The sequence below is a fragment of the Halomonas sp. Cn5-12 genome, from assembly GCF_021532545.1.
Classification (GTDB): domain Bacteria; phylum Pseudomonadota; class Gammaproteobacteria; order Pseudomonadales; family Halomonadaceae; genus Vreelandella; species Vreelandella aquamarina.
Window position 1 is genome coordinate 1 of record NZ_JAKGAY010000018.1, and the last position, 20,157, is coordinate 20,157.

The following is a 20,157-nucleotide window of genomic DNA, read 5'->3' on the forward strand; positions in this document are numbered from 1 at the left end:
AGGCGAGCGAATTCAGCGGAACGAAGCTCAGCCCGATAATGGGGGACAGGAACCGCCGTGGTACGGATCCGTTTGCCCGGTGGTGTGAGAGGACGGGGGAGGCGACTCCCCCTCCTACTCGATCCTAGGAGGCCACCATGGCACGTAAAGCTAAATACCAGTTAACCGCCGGTACCATCGTGTGGGTTAGCGCCACTGCTGTCGCCGATATCACCGCCACGGTGGCGGAGGGTGAGCAGAAGAAAATCTCCACCACGGCCAAAGAGATCAGCTACACCGGTGGGCAAAAGTCAGATCTCGATATGACTGTTTTGGAGAGCGATGAGCAGGAGATGGAGAACGGCTTGCGCGGTATGGGCGAGCTCACCATCAGCGGCAACTGGAAACCAGAAGACGAGGGGCAGGACAGCCTGCGTACGGCGGATGCCGACGACTCATTGCGTCTACTAAACATCACGTTCAAGTCTGGCAACTCCGTGAAGCTTTTGGTGCAGGTGCGTCAAGACAGCTGGAGCCTTGCCCAAAACGGCGTGGCTAGCGGCACCTTCAACCTGCGAGTGATTGGCAAGCCAGTATACGAACCAGCCCCGACGCCACCGGCAGGAACCTAATCTATGGCAGCGCGTAAAAAACCCGAAGCCCACAACCTTCGCCAGGAGCTACTGCAGCCCCTGGCGGGGTATCGGCACAAAGAAGTGCCCGTGCCGACTAGCAAGCGCAAGGTGATCGTGCGCGAACCAGGTGCCGATGACTGGCTAGAGTGGCAAGCCCGCCTGCAGGCGGTAGCGGGCGAAGAGGTCACTGAAGACAACTCTGATGCCGTGAGCGAACGTATCAGCCGCTTGGACGACCACACGCCTGAAGCGGCCATGCTGGTCCGTGTACTGATCGACCCGCAAACCTATGACCGTATTTTCAGCGATGAAGACGTGGAAAGCGTGGCCGCCAGTTGGGGGCCGGTGTATGGCCGATTCTTGAACGCAGCGTTCGAGCTCTCCGGCCTGACCACCGCCACCCCCGTCGAGGACGCAAAAAAAAACTAACCGACCAGCCGGGGCTTCTGTTTCAGATGACCCTGGCGTTACGGCTGGGCAAAACCCTTGCAGAGCTGGCAGGGCAACACGCCCCTATGACAGCCCGCGAGCTGATTCAGTGGATGGCGTTTGATCAGCTGTCACCCATCAGCGACCGCCGCGGCGACGTGCACGCCGCGCAGATCGCTACCGCCGTGTACCAGTCCCAAGGCGCGAAGGTCGATTTTGAAGACGTGCTGATCGACTGGGGAGGTAGCGACACCACCGAAGGCGTTGAAGATGATGAGGCGCTGGAAACGTTGTTTGCGGCGTTAGCAGAGGGCTAATTAGTCTTGTCAATTTTTATTATGGGCTTTGTTTATGATTTAATACTCCCGCCTGAAATGGGCTTAAGAAAATCATATAAGGGAACATAATGAAAAAATTAGCCATGATCGCTATCTGTGCAGCGTTGCTAACGGGGTGTGCAACGTCAGGTAATGACTCACTGCGTGACCATGATGAGCGTTCAGTCTCATCGTATATCGTTGAAGGCGAAACGACTAAGTCTGAAGTGATGGAGGTGTTTGGCGCGCCTTACGACACTTCTTTTACTGATGGTGGCAGAGAGATTTGGGAATACGCGTTCTCTGATATGTCTGCTGATGCTGTCGCTTATATTCCCGTCGTTAACTGGTTCGGTACTTCTGCGTCTGGCACACAGAAAAAGCTGACCGTCATGTTTGAAGACGATACTGTTGCGCGCTACTCAATGACTGAATCGGATGTACGTACCGGCACCGGTCTGTTCAAGTAAGTGTGTGATTAGCGAATAACGTTAAAAAAACCCGCCACTGGCGGGTTTTTTTACGCCTGGAGAAAAGTATGGCCTCTGCGTCCCTGCGTGAATTGATTGTGCGTATTAGCGCTGATTCTAGTGTTTACCAGCGCGAGATGGCCCGCGCCTCACGCATGGGCACCGACTACTACCGCACCATGGAAGGCGGTGCGCGTCGTCAGGATCTGGCCCTGCAGCGCAACCAAACTAATCTGCGGGCGCTGAATGCACAGATGTTGGAGATCCGCCAAACGGCGGTGGGCATGGCGGGCGTGCTGGCCGGTGCCTTTGCCGTGGGGGCGTTGATTCAGACCGCCGATGCCTACGGGCAAATGGCCTCGCGCATCCGCCTAGCCACCGAAGGGGAGCGGGAATACGCCCAAGTGCAGGAGCGCTTGCAGCAGGTGAGCCGCGTTACCTACAAAGCATTGATGGATAACAGCGAGCTGTTCGTGAACTCGGTGCGCCCCTTGAAAGAGCTGGGCTTCGCGACGGAAGAAGTGCTCGACCTAACGGAAGCCTTGAGCGCTGGCCTTGTCATCAGTGGTGCCAACATGCAGGCCACCACCTCACTGATCGACCAGTTCGGCAAAGCGATGATCGCAGGCAAGCTGCAAGGCGATGCCTTTGATGCGGTGATTCAAAACGCCCCGCGTTTGCAGCAAGCCTTGGCAGAAGGGTTGGGAGTAACAACGCGCAAGCTTCAAGAGATGTCGACGGCAGGCGAGCTAACCGCCGATGTGGTAATGCGGGCGCTGCAGGCGTCGTTGGGTGATCTTCGCCAAGAGCTGGATGAAATGCCCACCTCGGTGGAAGACGCCACTCAGGTACTCAAAGACAGCTTTATGGTCTATATCGGCCAAGCCAATGAGGCCCATGGCACCACAGCCACGCTGGCGGGTGGCATCGAACTGCTAGCCGATAATATCGAGAACGTGGTAGCGGTGGCCGGTGTGTTTGCCGCCATGGGCTTGGCCCGCTACATGAGCAATCTGGCGATTACCGCCGGTGCGGCTGCCCTTGAGTTTGTGAAAAACACCCAGGCACAGATTGCCTACGCCGCTGCCCAGCAGCAAGCTGCCGCCGCCACGGTTCGCCTAGCCGCTGCTGAGGCCACTGCTAGCAAGCGTGAGTTAGGCCGGGCCATGGCAGCCGAGCGAGCCACACGGGGTACCGATCAACACACGGCGGCGTTGGCCCGCCTTGGCACAGCCCGCGCGGCTTCTATCGCCGCCTCTGCACAGCACACAGCAGCTACCAACGCGGAAGCCACTGCTCAGCAACGCCTGGCAGCCTCTACCAGTTTGGCCGGGCGTGCCAAAGCAGCCGCGTTGGCATTGCTGCCGGGGCCTGCTGGATTGATCACGTTGGCCGCCGGTGCGGCCGCCAGCTTCATGCTGTTCCGCGATCGCACCGATGAAACCGCCGCCTCGCTGCTGAACATCGAACAGCCTATGGATACGCTGATCGAGCAGTTCCGCGAGCTCACGGTTGAGAATCAAAAAGCGGCGCTGATTCGTTGGGGCGATCGACAAGAGGAGGAAGCGGAAAAAGCCCGAAGCGCCATGGAAAGCATCCGGCAAGGGCTGTTGGGTGAAGCCTTTAGCGATATGGATGGTGCCAGTGCGCGTGTCTTCTTTGATGAAGTCAACGCCATGTTTGAGGAGGTGAAGACCGGCGCCCGCAGCATGGACAGTGTGCTGACAGAGGTTCAGGCGCGCATCGGTATCGATGATAGCGTGATGCGTGAATATCGCCTGCTGGCCGCTGAGTTCTCAGATGGTCATATCAATGCAGAAGAGTTTGGCGAGCGCATCGATACCCTGAACGGCCTGCTAGATGAAACCGCCAGCGCGGCGGGGCGGGCGGGAAGCGGTATTGAGAATAACGCCCCTAGCGATAAGACTCTGCAAGCCTGGCAGCGTTACAACGACCAGCTGCGCGAACAGATCGCCAACCTGCGGGACCCTTCCGCGATGGGGCAAACTAACCGCCGCCTGGATGCCATGGGGCCGGAAGTCAGCGATGTAATGCGCGGCTATACGCTTTGGCTTTCCGCAACCGCTGAACAGGAGCAAGCCAATTCAGAAGCGCGTAAGAAAGCCGCCGACGCAGCGCGGGATGCCGCCCGAGATGGGCAACGTAACGCGGAGCGAATCGTTCAGGCATACGAACAGCAGGCCGCTTCGCTGCAGCGTCAGATTGCGCTGCATGGCGACAACAGCCGAGCGGCAGCACTAGCGTACGACCTTGAAAATGGCAGCCTACGCGAGATCAGCCAAGCCCATGCCCGCCACCTGCAGCAGTTAGAGCAGGAGTTAACGACACGCGAGCAGCTGGCCAAGCAATCGATCGAAGCCCAAGAGCTACTTCGGTTTGAGGCCGCAGAGCGCGCTCGCTTGGCTGCTCGCCAGCAGGACATGGAAATCGACATTATCGCCGTGGGCCGAAGCGATCAGGCAATCGAGGTCATGCGCGAGATCGCCAGCGTTCGCCAACGCTACGCCGATGAAATGCGCGAGCTTCATCAACGGCAGGAAGATGACAGTACGCGGATTAGTGAAAGCGCGTATGAAGCCCGCCGTGAGTTGCTTATGGAGCTCATGGAGGAAGAAGTGTCGCTGGTTGAGCAAGCGGCAGCGCGAAAGCGAGCAGCTGAGGAGAGTTGGCTGAATGGTGCGGCGCGTGGGCTAGAAACGTATATGGATGAAGCGAGTAACACTGCGAGCCAAATAGAACAGGCAATGGTGAGCGCACTTCGAAGTACAGAGGATCAGCTGTTCAGCTTTGTTTCGACAGGTGAGTTTTCCTTTAGAGAGCTAGCAGCTTCGATCGTCTCGGATCTTGCTCGCATCGGGATTCGAATGGCGATGAATCAGGCGCTGCAGCTTGCGCTTGGAAAAAGCTCTGAAGCCGTTGCCATAGCGGGCGCTGTCACAACAGGCGCCAGTATGGCAGCGGCTTATGCTCCAGCAGCGGCCATGGCGTCCCTTGCGTCGTTTGGTGCGAACTCAGCACCGGCTATGGCTGGTATTAGCTCTACGGCGGCGCTATCTAGCACGTTAGCGTTGACTGGGTTTTCAGACGGTGGTTACACCGGGCCCGGGGGGAAGTATGAGCCGGCGGGAATCGTGCACCGCGGTGAAGTGGTGTGGAGTCAAGAAGATGTATTACGTGCTGGGGGATTGAGCACCGTCGAAGCGCTGCGAAAAGGTATGAATGGTTTTGCGCGGGGTGGTGCCGTGGGCACGAAAGCGCCCGTTTTATCCGGCCAAAAAGCGGCAAGTGCCGCACCTGTTATCAATGTTGATGCGCGTGGTGCAACCAATCCTGCTGATGTCCGTGAACAAGCCCGGCGGGGGGCAGAGGAAGGCTATCGGCTGGTTGCTGAGGACTTTGCGAATAACGGTTATCTGCGCCGATCTTTGGGGGTATGAGCATGATTGAATGGCCTAGCGAGCTGCAGCCCGCGACGATGGACTGGGGAAGGTCGTTTAATTCATTCGCTTTCACCAGCCCTTTTTCACAGTCGCAGCAAATCGTTTCTAAGCCTGGTGCGTTCTGGCTGTGCTCAATGACCTTTAGGAATTTGAAGCGGGACAAAGAGCGGGTACTCAGCACTTTTTTAGGTTCCCTGCATGGCATGGCGGGCACGTTCCGGCTCAGACCGTGGACGCGCCCACCGGGGCCGTTTGTAGGTAATGCGGTGGTAGATGGTGGTGGACAAGCGGGTGCGCAGCTTATTACACGCAACTGGAGTCCGAGCATTATCGTGTTGCGCATGGGGGATTACATCACTGTTAACGACCAACTCCTTGAAGTGCTGAAGGACGTGACCAGTAATGCCCAGGGCATTGCTGTGTTGCCGGTGTCGCCCTGGTTGCGTATGCCGCCAGCTAATGGTGCCACCGTTAATTACCAGCAGCCCTATGCGGTAATGCGACTAACTAGAGACGATACACGGTTAACGGTTCAGGCGTTGATTGCGGGCGGCACGTTAGAGTGTAGAGAGGCGTTCTAATGCAGGTATTTCCATTTAGTGATTCAGTCGTTGAAATGTTAGCAAAGCCCACTGTACGTTTGGTTCATGCCGCTGAACTCCACTTTAAAGACGGCGTGGCCCGAGCCCATACCGGAGTAGGCCCGCTAGTGATTGATGGGCAGACCTATGAGGGCGTTGGAAACTTCTCAGCTGTTTCCCGAGCAAGAGAGCAGTTAGATAGTGGCTCGCCTTCTTCGGTCACGCTGACTCTCTCGGGTCTAGATGCACCAACAGTAGCAGCAACCCTACAGGATCGTTGCCGCGGGCGCTTCGGTAAATTGATGGTGGTGGCCTACGACGAAGACGGAACCTACGCGGCAGACATTCTGTTCAGCGGCAAGATGGACGCCGCCAACCTGAGCTACGGCGGAAGCGAGGACGACAACGCCATTAGCGTGACCATCACCGATCGCATGGTGGATTGGCAGCGCGGCGGTACCGAGCGCTGGACCGACGAGAACCACCGCTCCCGTCACCAAGATGACCGCTTCTTTTTCGCCGTTGCCCAGCTCTCAGACTGGCCCATCTACTGGGGGGCCAAGCGCGACGCGCCCAACTTCACGTACAGGTAACCCATGCCACGCTATAGAGACTGGACCACCCAGCTTCACAACACCATCAAGGCCGCTTCCGAGCGGCCTTTTTCGTGGGGCGAATTTGATTGCTGCCTGTTCGCCGCTGATTGCTGCATCGCCATTTGCGGCATTGACCCCGCCGCGAAATACCGGGGCCGCTACACCACCGAGATCGGCGCAAAGCGTGTGCTGCGTAATACCCACGGCAGCCTAGAGGGGGCGTGGGATGCCTGCTTTAAGCGCGTGCCGGTGGCCATGCGGCAACGGGGAGACGTGGTGCTGTTCGATAGCGATAACGGCCGCTGCGTGGGTGTGGTGTGGGCCAATGCCATTTGGGCGGTAACAGATGACGGTGTGCACCGCGTGCGCGCTGAGCCGCTAATCTGCTGGAGCGTCGGGAATGAGTAGCGCAGTTAAAGCGGTCACCAAAGTTTTCAACATCGTCGCCAAGCCGCTGCAAAAGGTGTTTGGCGCGCTCATGCCCAAGCCCCCCAGCGTGGGCGCGACCTCCTCAGGCAATGAGCTAAAGCAGGTTATCCGCAGCTCCAAAGAACCCGCCCGCTATGTATTTGGCCGTGCCGGTACCGGCGCGCTGTTGGCGTGGGCGCAAGAGCAGCCGGGCGAGCAGCAAGAGAACGAACGGCTGCACCTGGTGTACGTGCTGACCGAGGGCACCATCGCAGGCCTTGATCAGATCTACGTCGATCAAGAGCCAGTGGCCAGTGCTGGTGACCGCATCGAATACCAGCTCATCACCGGCGCCACTGCCCCCGATGCCTACATGCTGGCGAATAGCCCGGACTGGCAAAACAGCCAGATTGGCCGTGATCTCTCTTGGGTGCGCGTCACACTCAAGTATGACCCGGACTACTTCGCCAGTGGCATTCCGGATCTTCTCTTTGAGTACCGTGGCCGCAGTGATATTTACGATCCGCGCACCGACACCAGCGGATATAGCGATAACGGGGCACTGGTCATCCTGTGGTACATCCGTCACCGCTTGCGTGTGCCCGATGATGAGATCCTATGGGATACGTTCATCGATGCCGCCAACGTGTGCGATGAGATCGTTACGAACCCAGACGGCAGCACCGAGCGCCGCTATACCGTGTCCGGAGGCTTCAAAGCCGACGAGCGCAAAGACCGCGTGCTTGCTGATTTAGAGTCCGCGTGCGCGGGCTCGCTGATCCGGGTGGGCGGAAAGTTCGGCCTGCAGGTGGGCGCGTACTACGGCCCCTATGAGCTGACCATCGATGAAGACATGGTGATTGGCACCGTTACCGGGCAAACCGAAGTCAGCCGCGCCGATGCCGTGAACACCATGCGCGGCAAGTTTATCTCTCCGGAACAGCGCTGGACTGAAACCGACTACCCAGCGGTGAGCGTGGCCGAGTGGGTGGCCGAAGATGGTGAGGAGATCGAGGACACGCTAGACCTCCGTTTCGTCAGCAGCCCGTATCAAGCGCAGCGCCTTGCTAACATCGCGCTACGCCGCAAGCGGGCCGGGGGTACGTTAGAGCTACCGCTGAACTTCCGGGGCTACGCCTGCCGCCCGGGCCGCGTGGTGCAAGTCGCACTCCCCACGCTGAATATCAGCGGTGAGTTTCGCGTCGTTGACTGGGACTTCAGCGGGGAAAACGGCTGCCGCGTCACGCTGCAGCAGGAACAGCCCGAGATCTACGATGATGCCGTGGGCCAACCCTTCAACCCCCTCGGCTTCATCCAGCTACCCACGGGCGGCATCGGCTCGCCTACGGGCCTGCAGTACGTGCTCCAAAACGTTGGCGAGGTGATTCAAGGCCGTTTGGTGTGGAACCCGGTAGACGCCGCGCTGCACTACAACGTGGTGATCAAGCGCGAAGGCTTAGCCGTGCAAGCGGCCCAAGTGCCCGCAGGCGTAGAGCGCTGCGATGTGGGCGGGCTAGAAGCGGGGAGCTACACAGCAGAAGTGCGGGCGCGTGGGCGGTTGGGGCAGTCTGGCCCTGCGGTGATCAACTTCACCGTAAACGTACCTGCCACGCCAGACCGCGTGATTACTACCGTGGGTAACCGTGAAGTCACCCTGGTGCCAGTGATGCCACCAGGCGAGTCACTCGGCGGTGGCCACTACCGTTTTTACGTCACGCAATCCGAAGCCGCGACACAGCCCCAGGCGGAGTATCTGGGCGATGGCCTGACGTTCACACACACCGGTTTGTCAGCGGCTACTACCTACTATTACTTCGTGCAGAGTGTGAATGCCTACGGTGCGTCGCCATTCCTGCGCGTGGAAGTAGTCACAACGAACAACTTTGATGAAGAGTTCGCCTACCTCGAAAACGAGATCTACAAGCCGGGCGGCATTGCTGATCAGTTCCAAAGTGATTTAGACGGCCTGGCTGACACAGTAGGCGACCTAACGATCACGGTGGATAGCACCCGAGCCGATGCCAGCGAAGCTCTACAGTCTGCCCGCGACGCCCTCGCTAACGGTGAGCTCACCGCGCTGGAACAGCAGATCCAAGCCAATGTGCTGCAGGCACAAAACGCCCTCGGTAATGCCGTGCTGGATGTGGAGCATAGCGTGCGCGTCAGCGAGGAGTTCGCGCTGGCTCAGCAGATCACGCAGTTAGAAGTCACGTTCAACGGCAAAACGGCGTCGCTCACGGAAGACTTGGCGGTGCTGGCCAACGATCAGCAAGCCATCGCCAATAGTGTGACCGCGCTAACGTCAACCGTGGGCGATAACACCGTCAGCATCGAGAACGTTAGCCAGACCATCGCGCTCGATACGCTCGCCCAGGCGATTAAAAACGCCACGCTGCAGGCGCAAAACGCGCTTGGTAATGCGGTGGTAGACGTTGAAAACGTGGTGCGGGTAGATCAAGAGCGGTCGTTGGGGCAGCAGATTACAACGTTGAGTGCCGATTTTTTAGGTAATCAAGCCTATGTAAGCAGTCAGCTCATCTCACTTAGCAGTAGTCAACAGGCACTAGCTGGTCGTCTAGACACATTCGAAGTCTCTGTTGATGACGAGTTCGCAGAGGTTAGGCAAGAAGTGTCGGCGGTCTACGACTCAAACACAGGCGCTGTGGCCCAAGCAGTGACCACCGTGAACGTCAACGGCGTTCGGGGGGTGGTAGGTATTCAGGTCGCTGGCGGGCAAGCGCAGATCATCGGCATTGCTAATCAGTTTGCGATTCTTAACCCGGTCAATAACCAGCTAGTGACCGCGTTCGTAGTGAGTGATGGGCGGGTGATCATTCCCGAGGCGTTTATCGATGCGCTGACGATCACCAAGCTGCGCAGTAGTACCGGCAGCTTAGTGTTTCAAAACGACAAGCTGCAGGCGGCGTATTTGGCGGTGGAACAGCTGCAGGTTCAGTGGGCACAAATCCAGAACGTCAGCATTGGTACGGCAGATATTCAGAACGCGGCCATCAACACCGCGAAGCTGGGCAATGCCTCAGTGGACACGCTGAAGATTGCCGGTAATGCCGTGACCACCGCCTCATCGTTTACCGCGTCGTCTGGCCTATCCACGCCATTTAACGAATGGGGCACTATCGCCAGTCTGAATTTCAATGCGGAAGGCGGGCGCGTGATGGTGCTGGTGGGGGCCGCTTTTGGGGCGCGCTCAGGGGCGAACGCCAGCATCAATGCACAGGTTCGCATTCTGATTAACGGCAGCGTGGTGTACAGCTTTGGGAAGATTAAGCAAGAGCCTGACCGTGGCACGACCAACGTCACTTTAGACGATTCGTGGTTTGGGGCGTGTGATGTTAGCGGTTGGACGGGCTCGCGCTTGATCGAATTTCAAGTGTTGTTGACTGGCAACAGTTACCGTTTTTCCTCTAATCGATCACTCATTGTTCAATCCACCAAGAGGTAGCCATGGGCAAGCAAGCTCATTACGCCGTGTTCGGTAGCGATGGCGTGATCTTTGGCATCGTCTCGCAGCCTCTCAGAGTCAAAGCCCCTAAAAGTTCGATTCGTATTACTGCCCCCGTTGATGATGCCCGCTATTACGTAGATGTCGCTACAAAGACATTGCACGCCAAACGCGAGCTGAACGCTCAGCCTGTGGTGAATGGCCTCTCGGTCACTATCAACGGTCTACCTGCAGGTATATGGGTGATGACGAATGGGCAGCAAGCTACCACGGACGGGGGGTCGCTCTTCATTCAGTACGACCTGCCTGGCACCTACGCCATATACCTGCGTGGCCACCCACATCTTATTGATACGACATTGGAGGTGACTCTTGGTGACCCTTAACGCTGGCACCTTTGCATGTCGCGATGACGCCGAGGCTCATTACTTGGCGGTAATCGACAAGGCTGCCGCCGATGAGCGATGGATTGATCCTGCTCAGGCGGAGATGTACCGCCAAAAGCTTTCCCAAGCACAGGTAGGGGGTGGGGGGCTAATCAATGCAGAAGCGGCAGCCCTTGGCACTGATGCCGAGACCGTACGCCAAGCCGTATTACGCAATCACCAACGCTGGCAGCAGCGCATTACCCACATTGAATTAGCTCGCGTCCAAGCCAAGGCGAGTATTCGAAACGCGAGCACGGCCGCACACATGCAGGCGGTATACCAAACCTTCAAGGAGTCGCTCTAATGGCAGCACCTACCAACTATGATCAAACGAATGACTGGCTCGCGGAGGTCGGGCGACTCACGCAAGAGCTGATCAACCTTCTGAAGGCTGGCATCGACGTAGGCCAGAGCGGGACGCTTGGTAACTTGGCACTGATCAATGACCTTTCGAGTGCGCCGGTGGGCAACCTGGCTAGCCTGCTATCCGCGCTAACCTTATCCAATGTCGCTGACCGTGGTGTTGTAGGAGGGGTTAATAGTGACCTAATCGCCATCGGTGGGTTAGGGCTAGGGAGTGTTGGCCGTGATATTCGATCTGGTGAGAGCGTCAACTTTAAAGGGCTAGGTCGAGGCATTTACGGCATTGATCGCCCGGTTACGGATACCGTGACGGGAGCGCCGTCTTACTCGCCGGGTGCTGAGTACGCCGCGCATTTACCCATCAACCTGTCGTCACCAGGGTCATCAACCAATTCCATCTTATCGTTTTTTCCCACGTCTAAACGGGTAGTTTACGGGGTGAATTCGGGAGGAACGACCGACCCTGCTGATTACGAGCCCTTTGAGCTGCTGCACCACAAGCGAATTTTAGGCGCGGTAGCCTTCGCCAATGGCTTTCCTTCTGGAGCGCTCTTTGAGTCAGGGCAGAACGCCAACGGCTTTTATCTAAAGTTCGCCAACGGAACCCTCATTTGCTACGGCAATAAGTCGGTTAACTTCAATATTGATGCAGCTTATGGGGCGCTTTATGCGTCAGGTTTCACGGAAACTATTACGTTTCCTCATCCGTTTTTGGGGGCACCTTACGGGCTAGATACCACAGTTGCAGATGGCTCAGGTACCCGAGGTGCTTTGTTCTCCATCAAGCCCGCGTCTCCATTGGAAACTTCGGTGGCGATACGCGCTATTGCTGTTTCCATGTTAACCGCTGCTCAGTTCAACGTTAGTTACCTCGCCATAGGCAACTGGAGAGCTTTATGAAATTGACGATACACCTATCGCCCGTTGTGCGTGATAACGCCACGACTGTCAGCGTCAACAACACCACATTAACGGTTGATGGCATCGACTATGACCTCCGCGAATTGCCCGATGGTGCCACAGCGATTCACCCTGCACTGGGCAAGGTAACCCGCCAAGGCAGCGAATACGCGTGCACGATCACGTTAGGGCATGCGCCTACGGCACCGCATGCAACGCGTTTTCCTGAGCCAATCCTGCTAGAAAATCACAGTGGAACTGTCGACCTGCCCTTGCATGATGCACTGCCTACCGCCGAAGAGGAGCCAAACGCATGAGCTGGTTAAATGATGCGAACGTGATCTTGCCCAAAAGCGAAACGGAGCAGCTAGAGCGTTGGCGGGAGAGTGCATTCATCACGCCACGGCAGGCGCGTCTTGTGCTGGCCAAGCATGGCCTGCTGACTGGCGTTGCCGATGCCATCGCAGCGATTGAAGACGAGCAGCAGCGGCAGGTGGCTGAGATCGAGTGGGAGTATGCCACCACGATTGAGCGCTCAGCGCCGTGGGTGAATGTGCTGTATGGGTCGTTGGGGTTATCGCAGGAGGGGGTGGACGAGCTGTTTAGAGAGGCGGCGTTGCTTTAGGGCAACAAAACGCAACAGCACACGGACCGAGATAGATCGGTTTTGTGTTCGATCCAGCGCGCCCCCCCCTTTGGGGGCGTTTTAGCCAGACTTTGAGGATTTAAAAAAATTTAAGGTTGCAGAAAATGCTTGCTTTAAGCGGCTGTATAAATGAGACAAAGGATGAGAAAGCTCTTGTTGAGATATTTCCACTAATTCCCTAAGAAGCTGCTTGTGCTTGATTGTGTCTTCTTCTGCTAACTCTTCACTCGAAAGCTCAGGAAGTAAATGTGAATCGTCATAAAGGTAAGCTTCAATTTTATTGATGGCTTTGTCGCTAAGGAAGATAAAGTGGCTGTCGGTGGTTTTCTCAATGTCTTCTTTTGCTGATTGTGATTCCTTTAAGAGCTTGGGTAGGGTACTGTCGTAGTCGCCGTTATTCTGAGAGTCGTACATTGCCTTAAAACTCTCAGAGTATCTTATTGATTTCTTTATACCGCTAATTACTTCTGCATAAGCTGAAGCCTTTCTATCCCAAGCCCTTTCGTCACGGTACCTCCGCGATGCGAATATAGTAGTCAAAAAAGAGGATAAAAAGGCAGCAATTATTGCCGCGACTATAGACCACATGCTTGCTTCTCTCTCGGCTATAATAAATATTTAAGATGTCGCATTAGGAAGCTCATCCCACCTCGTAGTATACCTAGGCGTTCGGTTCTCGCAACGCAACTCCCAAGCATTTACCTTCCTCGGCATACCCAGCCGCACCGTATTTTTTCCATGTTCCCGATTTAGCTTATCAAGCGTGGCCATCAGCTTTTCATTGCGTTCTCGCTTCTCATTGCTCTGATGTTCACCCAGTAGCCCAAGCTGCTCATTGTGGTGATCGCACAGATCCAAAAGCATGACGCCGCATTTTTGATACCAGATCCCGCTTTTGAATATCTGCTCCAGTCCGGCCATCGCAGCGCGTATCAAGTCGCGGCTATCGCACGTGGCATAGGGCAGGGGAATGACGATGCTCTTGCTATAACTGGGTAGGTCCTGCCTGAAACGATTCGTGCGCACGAAAACCATAATGGCTTGGGCAAGCCCCTGTTGCTTGCGTAGCTTCTCGCCAGCGCGGCTGGTGTGGGTGCGTACGGCTTCGCGCAAGTCCGTTTTGTTCTGAGTGAGGCGCCCAAAGGATCGGCTGACCATGATCTGCTTTTTAGGCTGGGTCATATCATCCAGTGGAATGCAGTCTTCACCACGTAGCTCGTAGACGATGCGCTCCATCACCACCGAGAAGTGCTTGCGTAGGTGCTTGGGACTGGCCTCTCTGAGTTGCCAGGCCGTCTCTATACCGAGTGTGCGCAAACGTGCAGCACTTCGACCGGCCACGCCCCAGATCTCTGTCACCGGCAACTGCTGCAGAAATGCTCGGGTGTTGTCGCTGCCTGGCTCCATCATCATCACGCCATCAAAGCAGGCCTCTTTTTTGGCACGATGGTTAGCGATCTTCGCCAACGTTTTGGACGTGCTGAGGCCTACACTAACGGGTATGCCGGTATCACGACGCACCTGGTAGCGCATTGCCTGGCAGCGCTCGATCAGAGTTTCAGTAGGGAAGCCTTCAAAGGAAAGGAATGACTCATCGATGGAGTACACGTCAACGTGGGGCGTGTGTTGGCTAAGCACATCGGTGACGCGTCTGCTCATATCGCCATAGAGCGCGTAGTTTGAGCTCAGCAGGATGCACTGGCGGCGTATGTGCGGTTCGATCTGGTGGGCAGGAGCGCCCATGGCCACGCCCAGTTGCTTGATCTCTTGCGAGCGCGCCACCACGCAACCATCGTTATTCGACAGTACGCCGACCGGTCGACCTTCAAGCTTAGGGTTAAAGACTCGCTCACAGCTTACGTAGAAGTTGTTGCAATCGACTAAGGCGATCATACGGTGAAGCCTGGGGCCAAAGCGTGAATGTTATGGGTGACAACGCCCCACACTTGGCATTCCCGGCCTTCGAGCGGTATCGGCCGAAACTCAGGGTTAGCCGCAAACAAGTAGTGGCGGTTGCCCATTACGCTGTAGCGCTTGCAGGTCAGCTCACCGTCTACGCTCATGATGACGATATGACCTGGCTTGGGCTCTATCGAGCGATCGACAATCAGCAGGTCGCCGTCATAGATACCCACGCCTTCCATGCTGGTGCCTTTGGTGCGTAGGAAATAGGTAGCGCTGGGGTGCTGAATCAAATGCTCTACTAGATCCAGCTCGCCTTCCAAATAGTCATCGGCAGGACTAGGAAACCCGGTGCGCACTTCACCCGCAGCGAGTGGCAGCTTTACCGGTGGGGCAGTAGTGTCAACGCGGCCCATGATGGTCAGGTGAATGCTCATGCCATCGATTCCTCAGGATTCCAGCGCAGGCGTACATGCTCGGCTGTATCGTCGAGAGGGATCATCGTCACGTTCTCGACGGTGCTTAGGTCTGCCAGCAGCTGTGCCCAATCTTCCGCAGTGTCGTCGGGCTGACGTTGGATCTCAACACAGTGCTTTGACTGAGCGGCAGGGCTGCCGATCTTGCGCTTCACGCGCTCGACCAGGGCTTGGTACGTTTTCTCTGACATAAGCGCCTCCTTAAATAGCTGGTGTTATATACAGTATTTAGGTGCGAGTATAGCCAGTGACGTTATCGAACGCTAGTGGGAAGGTATCAGGGAGCAGGCTGTAAAAGCTGACTAAAAAACTGACCACGCTATGCCTAAACAGGCCATTCTCAGACGACAGGCACAAAAAAAGCACCCGTAGGTGCTTGATTTGCATAGTAAGGTGGTGGAGGCGGCGGGAATTGAACCCGCGTCCGCCAGCACGCGCCCATTGGCTCTACATGCTTAGATTCCGTCATTTGCTTTAGCGCGACTGACTCCGACGGTCAGGATTCAGCCACGCGAGCCTTCTAAAGTTTAACGGTTGACGAGAAGACACCGCCAACCGCGGTCCTATCAGCTTTAGCTCATATCCCCGCAGTGATGAATAGGCACATCACCTTGGGGCCAGACAAGAAGCTAGCAGGGTTTAAGCTGCCAGCGCGCCTTGAGCGTAGTTTTCGTCGTTTGCGACTATTTTTCGTGATGTGGTATTTACGAGATACATCACGCTCTCGGCATGCACCGCAGGGTTTGTCACCGGCGTCGAAACCATGTCGCCCCCTTAGTCAGAGCCGTATTCTAACGTGCTCATCGCTAATTGACCAGTTATGCCTTGTTATGTTCCCGCATAATTCGACCTTTTTGGCGATTCCAGTCGCGGTCCTTCTCAGTGGCCCGCTTATCATGGAGTTTCTTACCGGTTACCAGCGCCAGCTCGCACTTCACTTTGTTGCGCTTCCAGTAGAGCTTGAGCGGCACACAGGTGTGGCCCTTGTCCTGGGTGACCGAAAAGATTTTGGCGATCTCTTTACGGTGAAGCAGCAGCTTACGAGTTCGCGTGGGATCAGCAATTTCATGGGTGCTGGCCGTATTCAGCGGCATAATATGGCTGCCCAGCAGGAACGCTTCGCCGTTGCGAATTAAAATGTAGGTGTCGGTGAGCTGCGCTTTACCAGCACGCAGGCTTTTCACTTCCCAGCCAGCCAGCGCTAAACCCGCTTCGAAGGTTTCGTCGATATGGTACTCAAATCGTGCCTTCTTGTTCTGGGCAATGACACTGCTGCCGGGGCCCTTGCTGTTACCTTTCTTAGTGGCCATGGAACCTCATCGTTGATCTGTCAGTAGCATCCCCCTTCGTTATGTGGGGAGGCGTGATACCATTCAAGGTCTGAAAAAATGTTTCCCATGATACGCTTTGGGCACTGTGAAGTCAGCGGAGAGGTCAATGCCAACCGTTAATCGTACCGCCTTGGTGCGGCACACCCCCCAACAAATGTTCGATTTGGTCAATGACTTCGAACGTTACCCCGAGTTCCTGCCGGGATGCCGCCGCGCGCGTCTGCTGGAAAAGGACGATCAGCACCTGGTCGGAGAAATGACTCTGGGTCGTGCGGGGGTCGAGCAAACCATCACTACGCGCAACGACCTGCACGCACCAGAGCGGATCGAGCTTTCGCTGGTCAAAGGGCCCTTCAAGCAGCTCAAAGGCCGCTGGCTGTTCATCCCCATGGGGGATGATGCTTGCAAGGTCAGCCTGGAAATGGAGTTCGTATTTGCCAATCGGTTGCTGAGCATGGCGTTTGGCAAACTGTTCCAGCAGATTGCTGGGCAATTGGTCGATGCCTTCACCAAGCGCGCCAACGAACTGTATGGCCGTTGATGACATTGCCGTCGAGGTGGCCTTCGCGCTGCCTCACAAGCAGCGAATCGTCGCGCTGAAGGTACCCAGCGGCACCACTGCCAGAGCAGCCGTTGCCATGGCTGACCTGCCCAGCCTGTTTCAGGAACTGCCCGCCAAGACCTTCGAGCAGGCGCCGCTGGGCATCTTCGGCAAGGCGTTGCGCCACCCCGATAAGGAGCCGCTGCGCGAGGGCGATCGTGTGGAGGTGTATCGCCCGCTGCAGATCGACCCGAAGGTGGCCCGCCTAGAGCGGGCCAAGCGTCAGGCCAAAGAGCAGTAGCCTGGCGCTTACTCGCCAGTGATGATCGGCTGCGGCTCGGGGGCGGTTTCCGGCGTGGGTGTTCGCTGGCTGGGCAGTGCATCTAGCGGGTCGGCACCTTCAACGGCCGGCCCCATACCGCGGTCTGTGCTCACCGGCAGGTCGCGGGATAGGTCTCCCTCCTGCTCAATGTTGACCAGTCGGCTCGCGTCATCAAACGTGAGCGTGACGCGGCGCTGCTCAACATCTCCATAGGCTTTATCGATGCGGTAAACGTAGTCCCATTCGCGGGAGTCGAAGGGCGCTTCCAGCAGTGGGCGGCCCATTACGTAGGCTACCTGCTCTTGAGTCATGCCCGGCTGGAGCTGGCTGACCATCTCCTGGGTGATCAGGTTGCCCTGGGGGATGTCACGCTTATAAACGCCGACATAGCTACAGCCACTGACAATGGTCAGGGCGACGGAAAGGGTAATGATACGAGTCAATTTTTGCATTTGAGCCTGTTCTTCACTATCGTGGTTTCGGTCGATGATACCCGACCTAACCTGTTACTGCGAAGAGCAACCATGGCCGATCAGAACCATGAACTACGCAAAGCCGGGCTGAAAGTGACCCTGCCGCGCGTCAAGATCCTGCAGATTCTCGAAAATGCTTCGGGCCAACACCACCTTAGCGCAGAAGAAGTGTATAAAACACTGATTGATGCGGGCGAGGATGTTGGTCTGGCGACCGTCTACCGCGTGCTGACTCAGTTCGAGTCGGCAGGCCTTGTGATTCGTCACAATTTCGACGGTGGCCATGCGGTCTTCGAGATGACCCAAGAAGACCACCACGACCACATGGTGTGTCTGGAAAGCGGTGAAATCATCGAGTTCGTCGATGACATCATCGAGCGTCGCCAGCAAGAGATCGCCGAAGAGCACGGCTACGAGCTAGTGGATCACGCTCTGGTGCTGTACGTACGCCCCCGTGGGTCGGACGTCACGCGCCAGGACAGTGGCCCCACGAACCGCAAGTAGTCCGCTGCCACATGAAAACGCCCTTGGGGTGCCAGAGCAGTTCATCTGGCGCCTCAGGGGCGTTTTTGTAGGTCGCGTGATGGCCGAAGCACTGCCGCCTTCGCCCGGCGGAGGGCAAAGGCTTGGCGTGGGCTTGGTTGAGTTTGGTTGAACTTAGTGAGGAGGGCGCTGGCTGGCGTGAAGCATCTCACGTGCATGGGCCAGGGTTTGGTCGGAAAGCGTCACGCCGCCCAGCATCCTCGCCAGCTCGCTAATCCGGCCGCGTTCGTCCAGCAGCGCCATGTGGGTGAGTGTGGTGTCTCGCTTGGCGCGCTTTTCGATGTGCAGATGCTGATGCGCCTGGGCGGCCACCTGCGGCAGGTGGGTCACGGTCATCACCTGGCCGTTTTCGCCTAGTTTACGTAGCAGTTGGCCGACGATTTCCGCCGTTGCCCCAGAAATACCCACGTCCACTTCATCGAAGACCAAGCTCGGAATCGTCGAATGCGACGCCGCTACCACCTGAATGGCCAGGCTGATGCGCGACAGCTCGCCGCCGGAAGCGACTTTAGTGAGCGGCCGGGCGGGTTGGCCCGGGTTGGCGCTGATCAGGAATTGCACATGGTCCAAGCCCTCGGGGGAAGGTGTTTCGCGCGGGGTGACGTCCACGTCGAAACGTGCTTTGCCCATGGCCAGGAAGGCCAACTGCTGCTGCACCTCTTTGCCCAAGCGAACAGCAGCCTTTTGGCGTGCTTCGGTGAGCTGCTTGGCCTCGCTGCGGTAAAGCTCGCGGTACTCGGCCACTTGACTGCTGAGGGCTTCTAGATCGTCATCGCTGGCTTCGAGCTGCGCCACCTCTTGTTTGAGTTGGGCATGCAGCGCGCAAATCTCTTCGGGAGCGACGTGGTGCTTACGGGCAATGCGGTGTACGTCGCCCATGCGCTCCTCGACCCACGCCAGTCGCTCTGGGTCCAGTTCGGTGGTGCTGGCCAATCGGTGCAGCTCGCTAGCGGCTTCTTCGACTTGAATTCGGGCATCGCTCAACATGGTGAGCGTATTGGCCAGCGTGCCTTTGTCGCTGCCGGGCAGCGCGCTTAAGTGGGCGTAGGCTTGGTTGAGAAGCGACAGCGCGCCCCCTTCATCGCTTTCGCAGCAGTCGGCGGCAAACTGGGTTTCACGTAGGGTCTCTTCGGCGTGGGCCAGGGTGTGCTGCTCCTCTTCCAAGGTTTGCAGCTCACCTTCGGCAAGGCCCAACTGGTCCAGCTCCTCGACTTGATAGCGCAGTAGTTGGCGTTTGGCCTCGACTTCGCTGCCCTCTTCACTGAGTTTTTTCAGCAGACGGCGGGCACTGCGCCACTCGCGGAACGTCTCGGCGAGCTGCTGGCTGCGTTCGCGAAGCCCGGCGTAGTCATCCAGTAGCGCCAAGTGCGTCTCTTCCCGCATCAAGGCTTGGTGGGCATGCTGGCCATGAATCTGAATCAGCTGTTCACCCAGAGATTTCAAATCGGCAATGGTCGCTGGGTGGCCATTGATCCACGCCTTGGAGCGCCCGTTGGCAGTAACCACGCGACGCAAGAGGCACTCATCGGCAGGCAGCTCGCGGGCGTCGAGCCACTCGGCTGCTGCGGGCAGGTGCTGGATATCGAAACGGGCGGAGAGGTCGGTTCGCTCGCAGCCGTGGCGCACGCTACCCGCATCGGCGCGCTCGCCCAGGCAGAGCCCCAGAGCACCCAGCAGAATGGATTTACCCGCCCCGGTTTCCCCCGTAATGGCGGTCATGCCACGGGTGAGGTCGAGTTCGAGACGATCAACGATCGCATAGTCTTGGATCGCTAGCTGCGTAAGCATAAGGCCTCCTGAGGCGGTGCGGCACAGAAGCTGGATACTTATCCAATAATTGTTGTTTTATACAGTAGTCGATCACTCACTTCAATGCCCCTCTTGAGATGGCTT

24 protein-coding genes and 1 other RNA gene are annotated in these 20,157 nt (G+C 57.1%); 17 read left to right on the top strand and 8 right to left on the bottom strand.

Going from position 1 to position 20,157, the window contains the following annotated elements; translation table 11 throughout:
* The first annotated feature begins 137 nt into the window (after window positions 1-137).
* The 14 genes from L1249_RS10960 to L1249_RS11025 all read left to right on the top strand — a co-directional run bounded on the left by L1249_RS10960 (window position 138) and on the right by L1249_RS11025 (window position 12,655).
* Entirely contained in the window at window positions 138-611 is a 474-nt protein-coding gene (locus L1249_RS10960) for a hypothetical protein (protein ID WP_074211118.1), read from the top strand.
* Window positions 612-614: 3 nt separating this feature from the next.
* Entirely contained in the window at window positions 615-1,043 is a 429-nt protein-coding gene (locus L1249_RS10965) for a phage tail assembly chaperone (RefSeq protein WP_074211117.1), read from the top strand.
* 26 nt (window positions 1,044-1,069) lie between these two features.
* A complete protein-coding gene (locus L1249_RS10970; RefSeq protein ID WP_074211116.1) occupies window positions 1,070-1,360 on the top strand; it encodes a phage tail assembly protein T in 291 nt (96 codons plus the stop codon).
* Window positions 1,361-1,449: 89 nt separating this feature from the next.
* Window positions 1,450-1,830, top strand: coding sequence for a hypothetical protein (locus L1249_RS10975; protein WP_074211115.1), 381 nt, complete (start codon window positions 1,450-1,452; stop codon window positions 1,828-1,830).
* Between the two features lie 68 nt (window positions 1,831-1,898).
* Window positions 1,899-5,288 carry a tape measure protein gene (locus L1249_RS10980; RefSeq protein WP_235253587.1) on the top strand — a complete coding sequence of 1,130 codons (3,390 nt, stop codon included), beginning with the start codon at window positions 1,899-1,901 and terminating at the stop codon, window positions 5,286-5,288.
* Between the two features lie 137 nt (window positions 5,289-5,425).
* Entirely contained in the window at window positions 5,426-5,872 is a 447-nt protein-coding gene (locus L1249_RS10985) for a hypothetical protein (protein ID WP_235253588.1), read from the top strand.
* Window positions 5,872-6,465 (top strand): hypothetical protein, encoded by a 594-nt coding sequence (locus L1249_RS10990; protein ID WP_235253589.1) that lies wholly within the window; start codon window positions 5,872-5,874, stop codon window positions 6,463-6,465. The genes L1249_RS10985 and L1249_RS10990 overlap by 1 nt, the downstream gene beginning before the upstream one ends.
* Window positions 6,466-6,468: 3 nt before the next feature.
* Window positions 6,469-6,876, top strand: a complete 408-nt coding sequence (locus tag L1249_RS10995) for a DUF6950 family protein (RefSeq protein WP_235253590.1) — start codon at window positions 6,469-6,471, stop codon at window positions 6,874-6,876.
* A complete protein-coding gene (locus L1249_RS11000) occupies window positions 6,869-10,339 on the top strand; it encodes a phage tail tip protein J-related protein (protein WP_235253591.1) in 3,471 nt (1,156 codons plus the stop codon). The genes L1249_RS10995 and L1249_RS11000 overlap by 8 nt, the downstream gene beginning before the upstream one ends.
* 2 nt (window positions 10,340-10,341) lie before the next feature.
* Entirely contained in the window at window positions 10,342-10,725 is a 384-nt protein-coding gene (locus L1249_RS11005) for a hypothetical protein (protein WP_235253592.1), read from the top strand.
* Window positions 10,715-11,071 (top strand): hypothetical protein, encoded by a 357-nt coding sequence (locus L1249_RS11010; protein WP_235253594.1) that lies wholly within the window; start codon window positions 10,715-10,717, stop codon window positions 11,069-11,071. The genes L1249_RS11005 and L1249_RS11010 overlap by 11 nt, the downstream gene beginning before the upstream one ends.
* A complete protein-coding gene (locus L1249_RS11015; protein WP_235253595.1) occupies window positions 11,071-12,030 on the top strand; it encodes a hypothetical protein in 960 nt (319 codons plus the stop codon). The genes L1249_RS11010 and L1249_RS11015 overlap by 1 nt, the downstream gene beginning before the upstream one ends.
* Complete coding sequence (locus L1249_RS11020) at window positions 12,027-12,347, top strand: hypothetical protein (RefSeq protein ID WP_235253596.1); 321 nt, start codon at window positions 12,027-12,029, stop codon at window positions 12,345-12,347. Before L1249_RS11015 ends, L1249_RS11020 begins: the two co-directional genes overlap by 4 nt.
* The gene (locus tag L1249_RS11025; protein WP_235253597.1) at window positions 12,344-12,655 is read left to right on the top strand and encodes a hypothetical protein; all 312 of its coding nucleotides are present in this window, start codon (window positions 12,344-12,346) and stop codon (window positions 12,653-12,655) included. The genes L1249_RS11020 and L1249_RS11025 overlap by 4 nt, the downstream gene beginning before the upstream one ends.
* 81 nt (window positions 12,656-12,736) lie before the next feature.
* Here the strand turns inward: L1249_RS11025 and L1249_RS11030 are convergent, their stop codons facing one another.
* From L1249_RS11030 to smpB, 6 genes are all read right to left on the bottom strand, one after another.
* Complete coding sequence (locus tag L1249_RS11030; protein WP_235253598.1) at window positions 12,737-13,264, bottom strand: hypothetical protein; 528 nt, start codon at window positions 13,262-13,264, stop codon at window positions 12,737-12,739.
* A 30-nt stretch (window positions 13,265-13,294) separates the two neighbouring features.
* On the bottom strand, window positions 13,295-14,569 hold the full coding sequence (locus tag L1249_RS11035) for a Y-family DNA polymerase (protein WP_235253599.1): 1,275 nt from the start codon (window positions 14,567-14,569) through the stop codon (window positions 13,295-13,297).
* On the bottom strand, window positions 14,566-15,015 hold the full coding sequence (locus L1249_RS11040; RefSeq protein WP_235253600.1) for a LexA family protein: 450 nt from the start codon (window positions 15,013-15,015) through the stop codon (window positions 14,566-14,568). The genes L1249_RS11035 and L1249_RS11040 overlap by 4 nt, the downstream gene beginning before the upstream one ends.
* Entirely contained in the window at window positions 15,012-15,245 is a 234-nt protein-coding gene (locus L1249_RS11045; RefSeq protein ID WP_235253601.1) for a DUF1654 domain-containing protein, read from the bottom strand. Before L1249_RS11045 ends, L1249_RS11040 begins: the two co-directional genes overlap by 4 nt.
* Before the next feature lie 203 nt (window positions 15,246-15,448).
* Window positions 15,449-15,828, bottom strand: a transfer-messenger RNA (tmRNA) gene (ssrA, locus tag L1249_RS11050).
* A gap of 44 nt (window positions 15,829-15,872) precedes the next feature.
* Window positions 15,873-16,364 carry an SsrA-binding protein SmpB gene (gene smpB, locus L1249_RS11055; protein ID WP_054640971.1) on the bottom strand — a complete coding sequence of 164 codons (492 nt, stop codon included), beginning with the start codon at window positions 16,362-16,364 and terminating at the stop codon, window positions 15,873-15,875.
* Window positions 16,365-16,491: 127 nt separating this feature from the next.
* Here smpB and L1249_RS11060 point away from each other — a divergent pair, with 127 nt between their 5' ends.
* Window positions 16,492-16,926 carry a type II toxin-antitoxin system RatA family toxin gene (locus L1249_RS11060; RefSeq protein ID WP_039181434.1) on the top strand — a complete coding sequence of 145 codons (435 nt, stop codon included), beginning with the start codon at window positions 16,492-16,494 and terminating at the stop codon, window positions 16,924-16,926.
* Window positions 16,916-17,227 carry an RnfH family protein gene (locus L1249_RS11065; RefSeq protein WP_054640972.1) on the top strand — a complete coding sequence of 104 codons (312 nt, stop codon included), beginning with the start codon at window positions 16,916-16,918 and terminating at the stop codon, window positions 17,225-17,227. Before L1249_RS11060 ends, L1249_RS11065 begins: the two co-directional genes overlap by 11 nt.
* A gap of 8 nt (window positions 17,228-17,235) precedes the next feature.
* Here L1249_RS11065 and L1249_RS11070 read toward each other — a convergent pair whose 3' ends face one another.
* Window positions 17,236-17,700, bottom strand: a complete 465-nt coding sequence (locus L1249_RS11070) for an outer membrane protein assembly factor BamE (RefSeq protein ID WP_054640973.1) — start codon at window positions 17,698-17,700, stop codon at window positions 17,236-17,238.
* A gap of 72 nt (window positions 17,701-17,772) precedes the next feature.
* On the opposite strand from L1249_RS11070, the gene fur reads away from it, so the two are divergent.
* Window positions 17,773-18,225 (top strand): ferric iron uptake transcriptional regulator, encoded by a 453-nt coding sequence (fur, locus tag L1249_RS11075; protein WP_016915905.1) that lies wholly within the window; start codon window positions 17,773-17,775, stop codon window positions 18,223-18,225.
* Between the two features lie 153 nt (window positions 18,226-18,378).
* On the opposite strand, the gene recN is transcribed toward fur, so the two are convergent.
* Window positions 18,379-20,052 carry a DNA repair protein RecN gene (gene recN / locus L1249_RS11080; protein ID WP_172415838.1) on the bottom strand — a complete coding sequence of 558 codons (1,674 nt, stop codon included), beginning with the start codon at window positions 20,050-20,052 and terminating at the stop codon, window positions 18,379-18,381.
* Window positions 20,053-20,157: the final 105 nt, after the last annotated feature.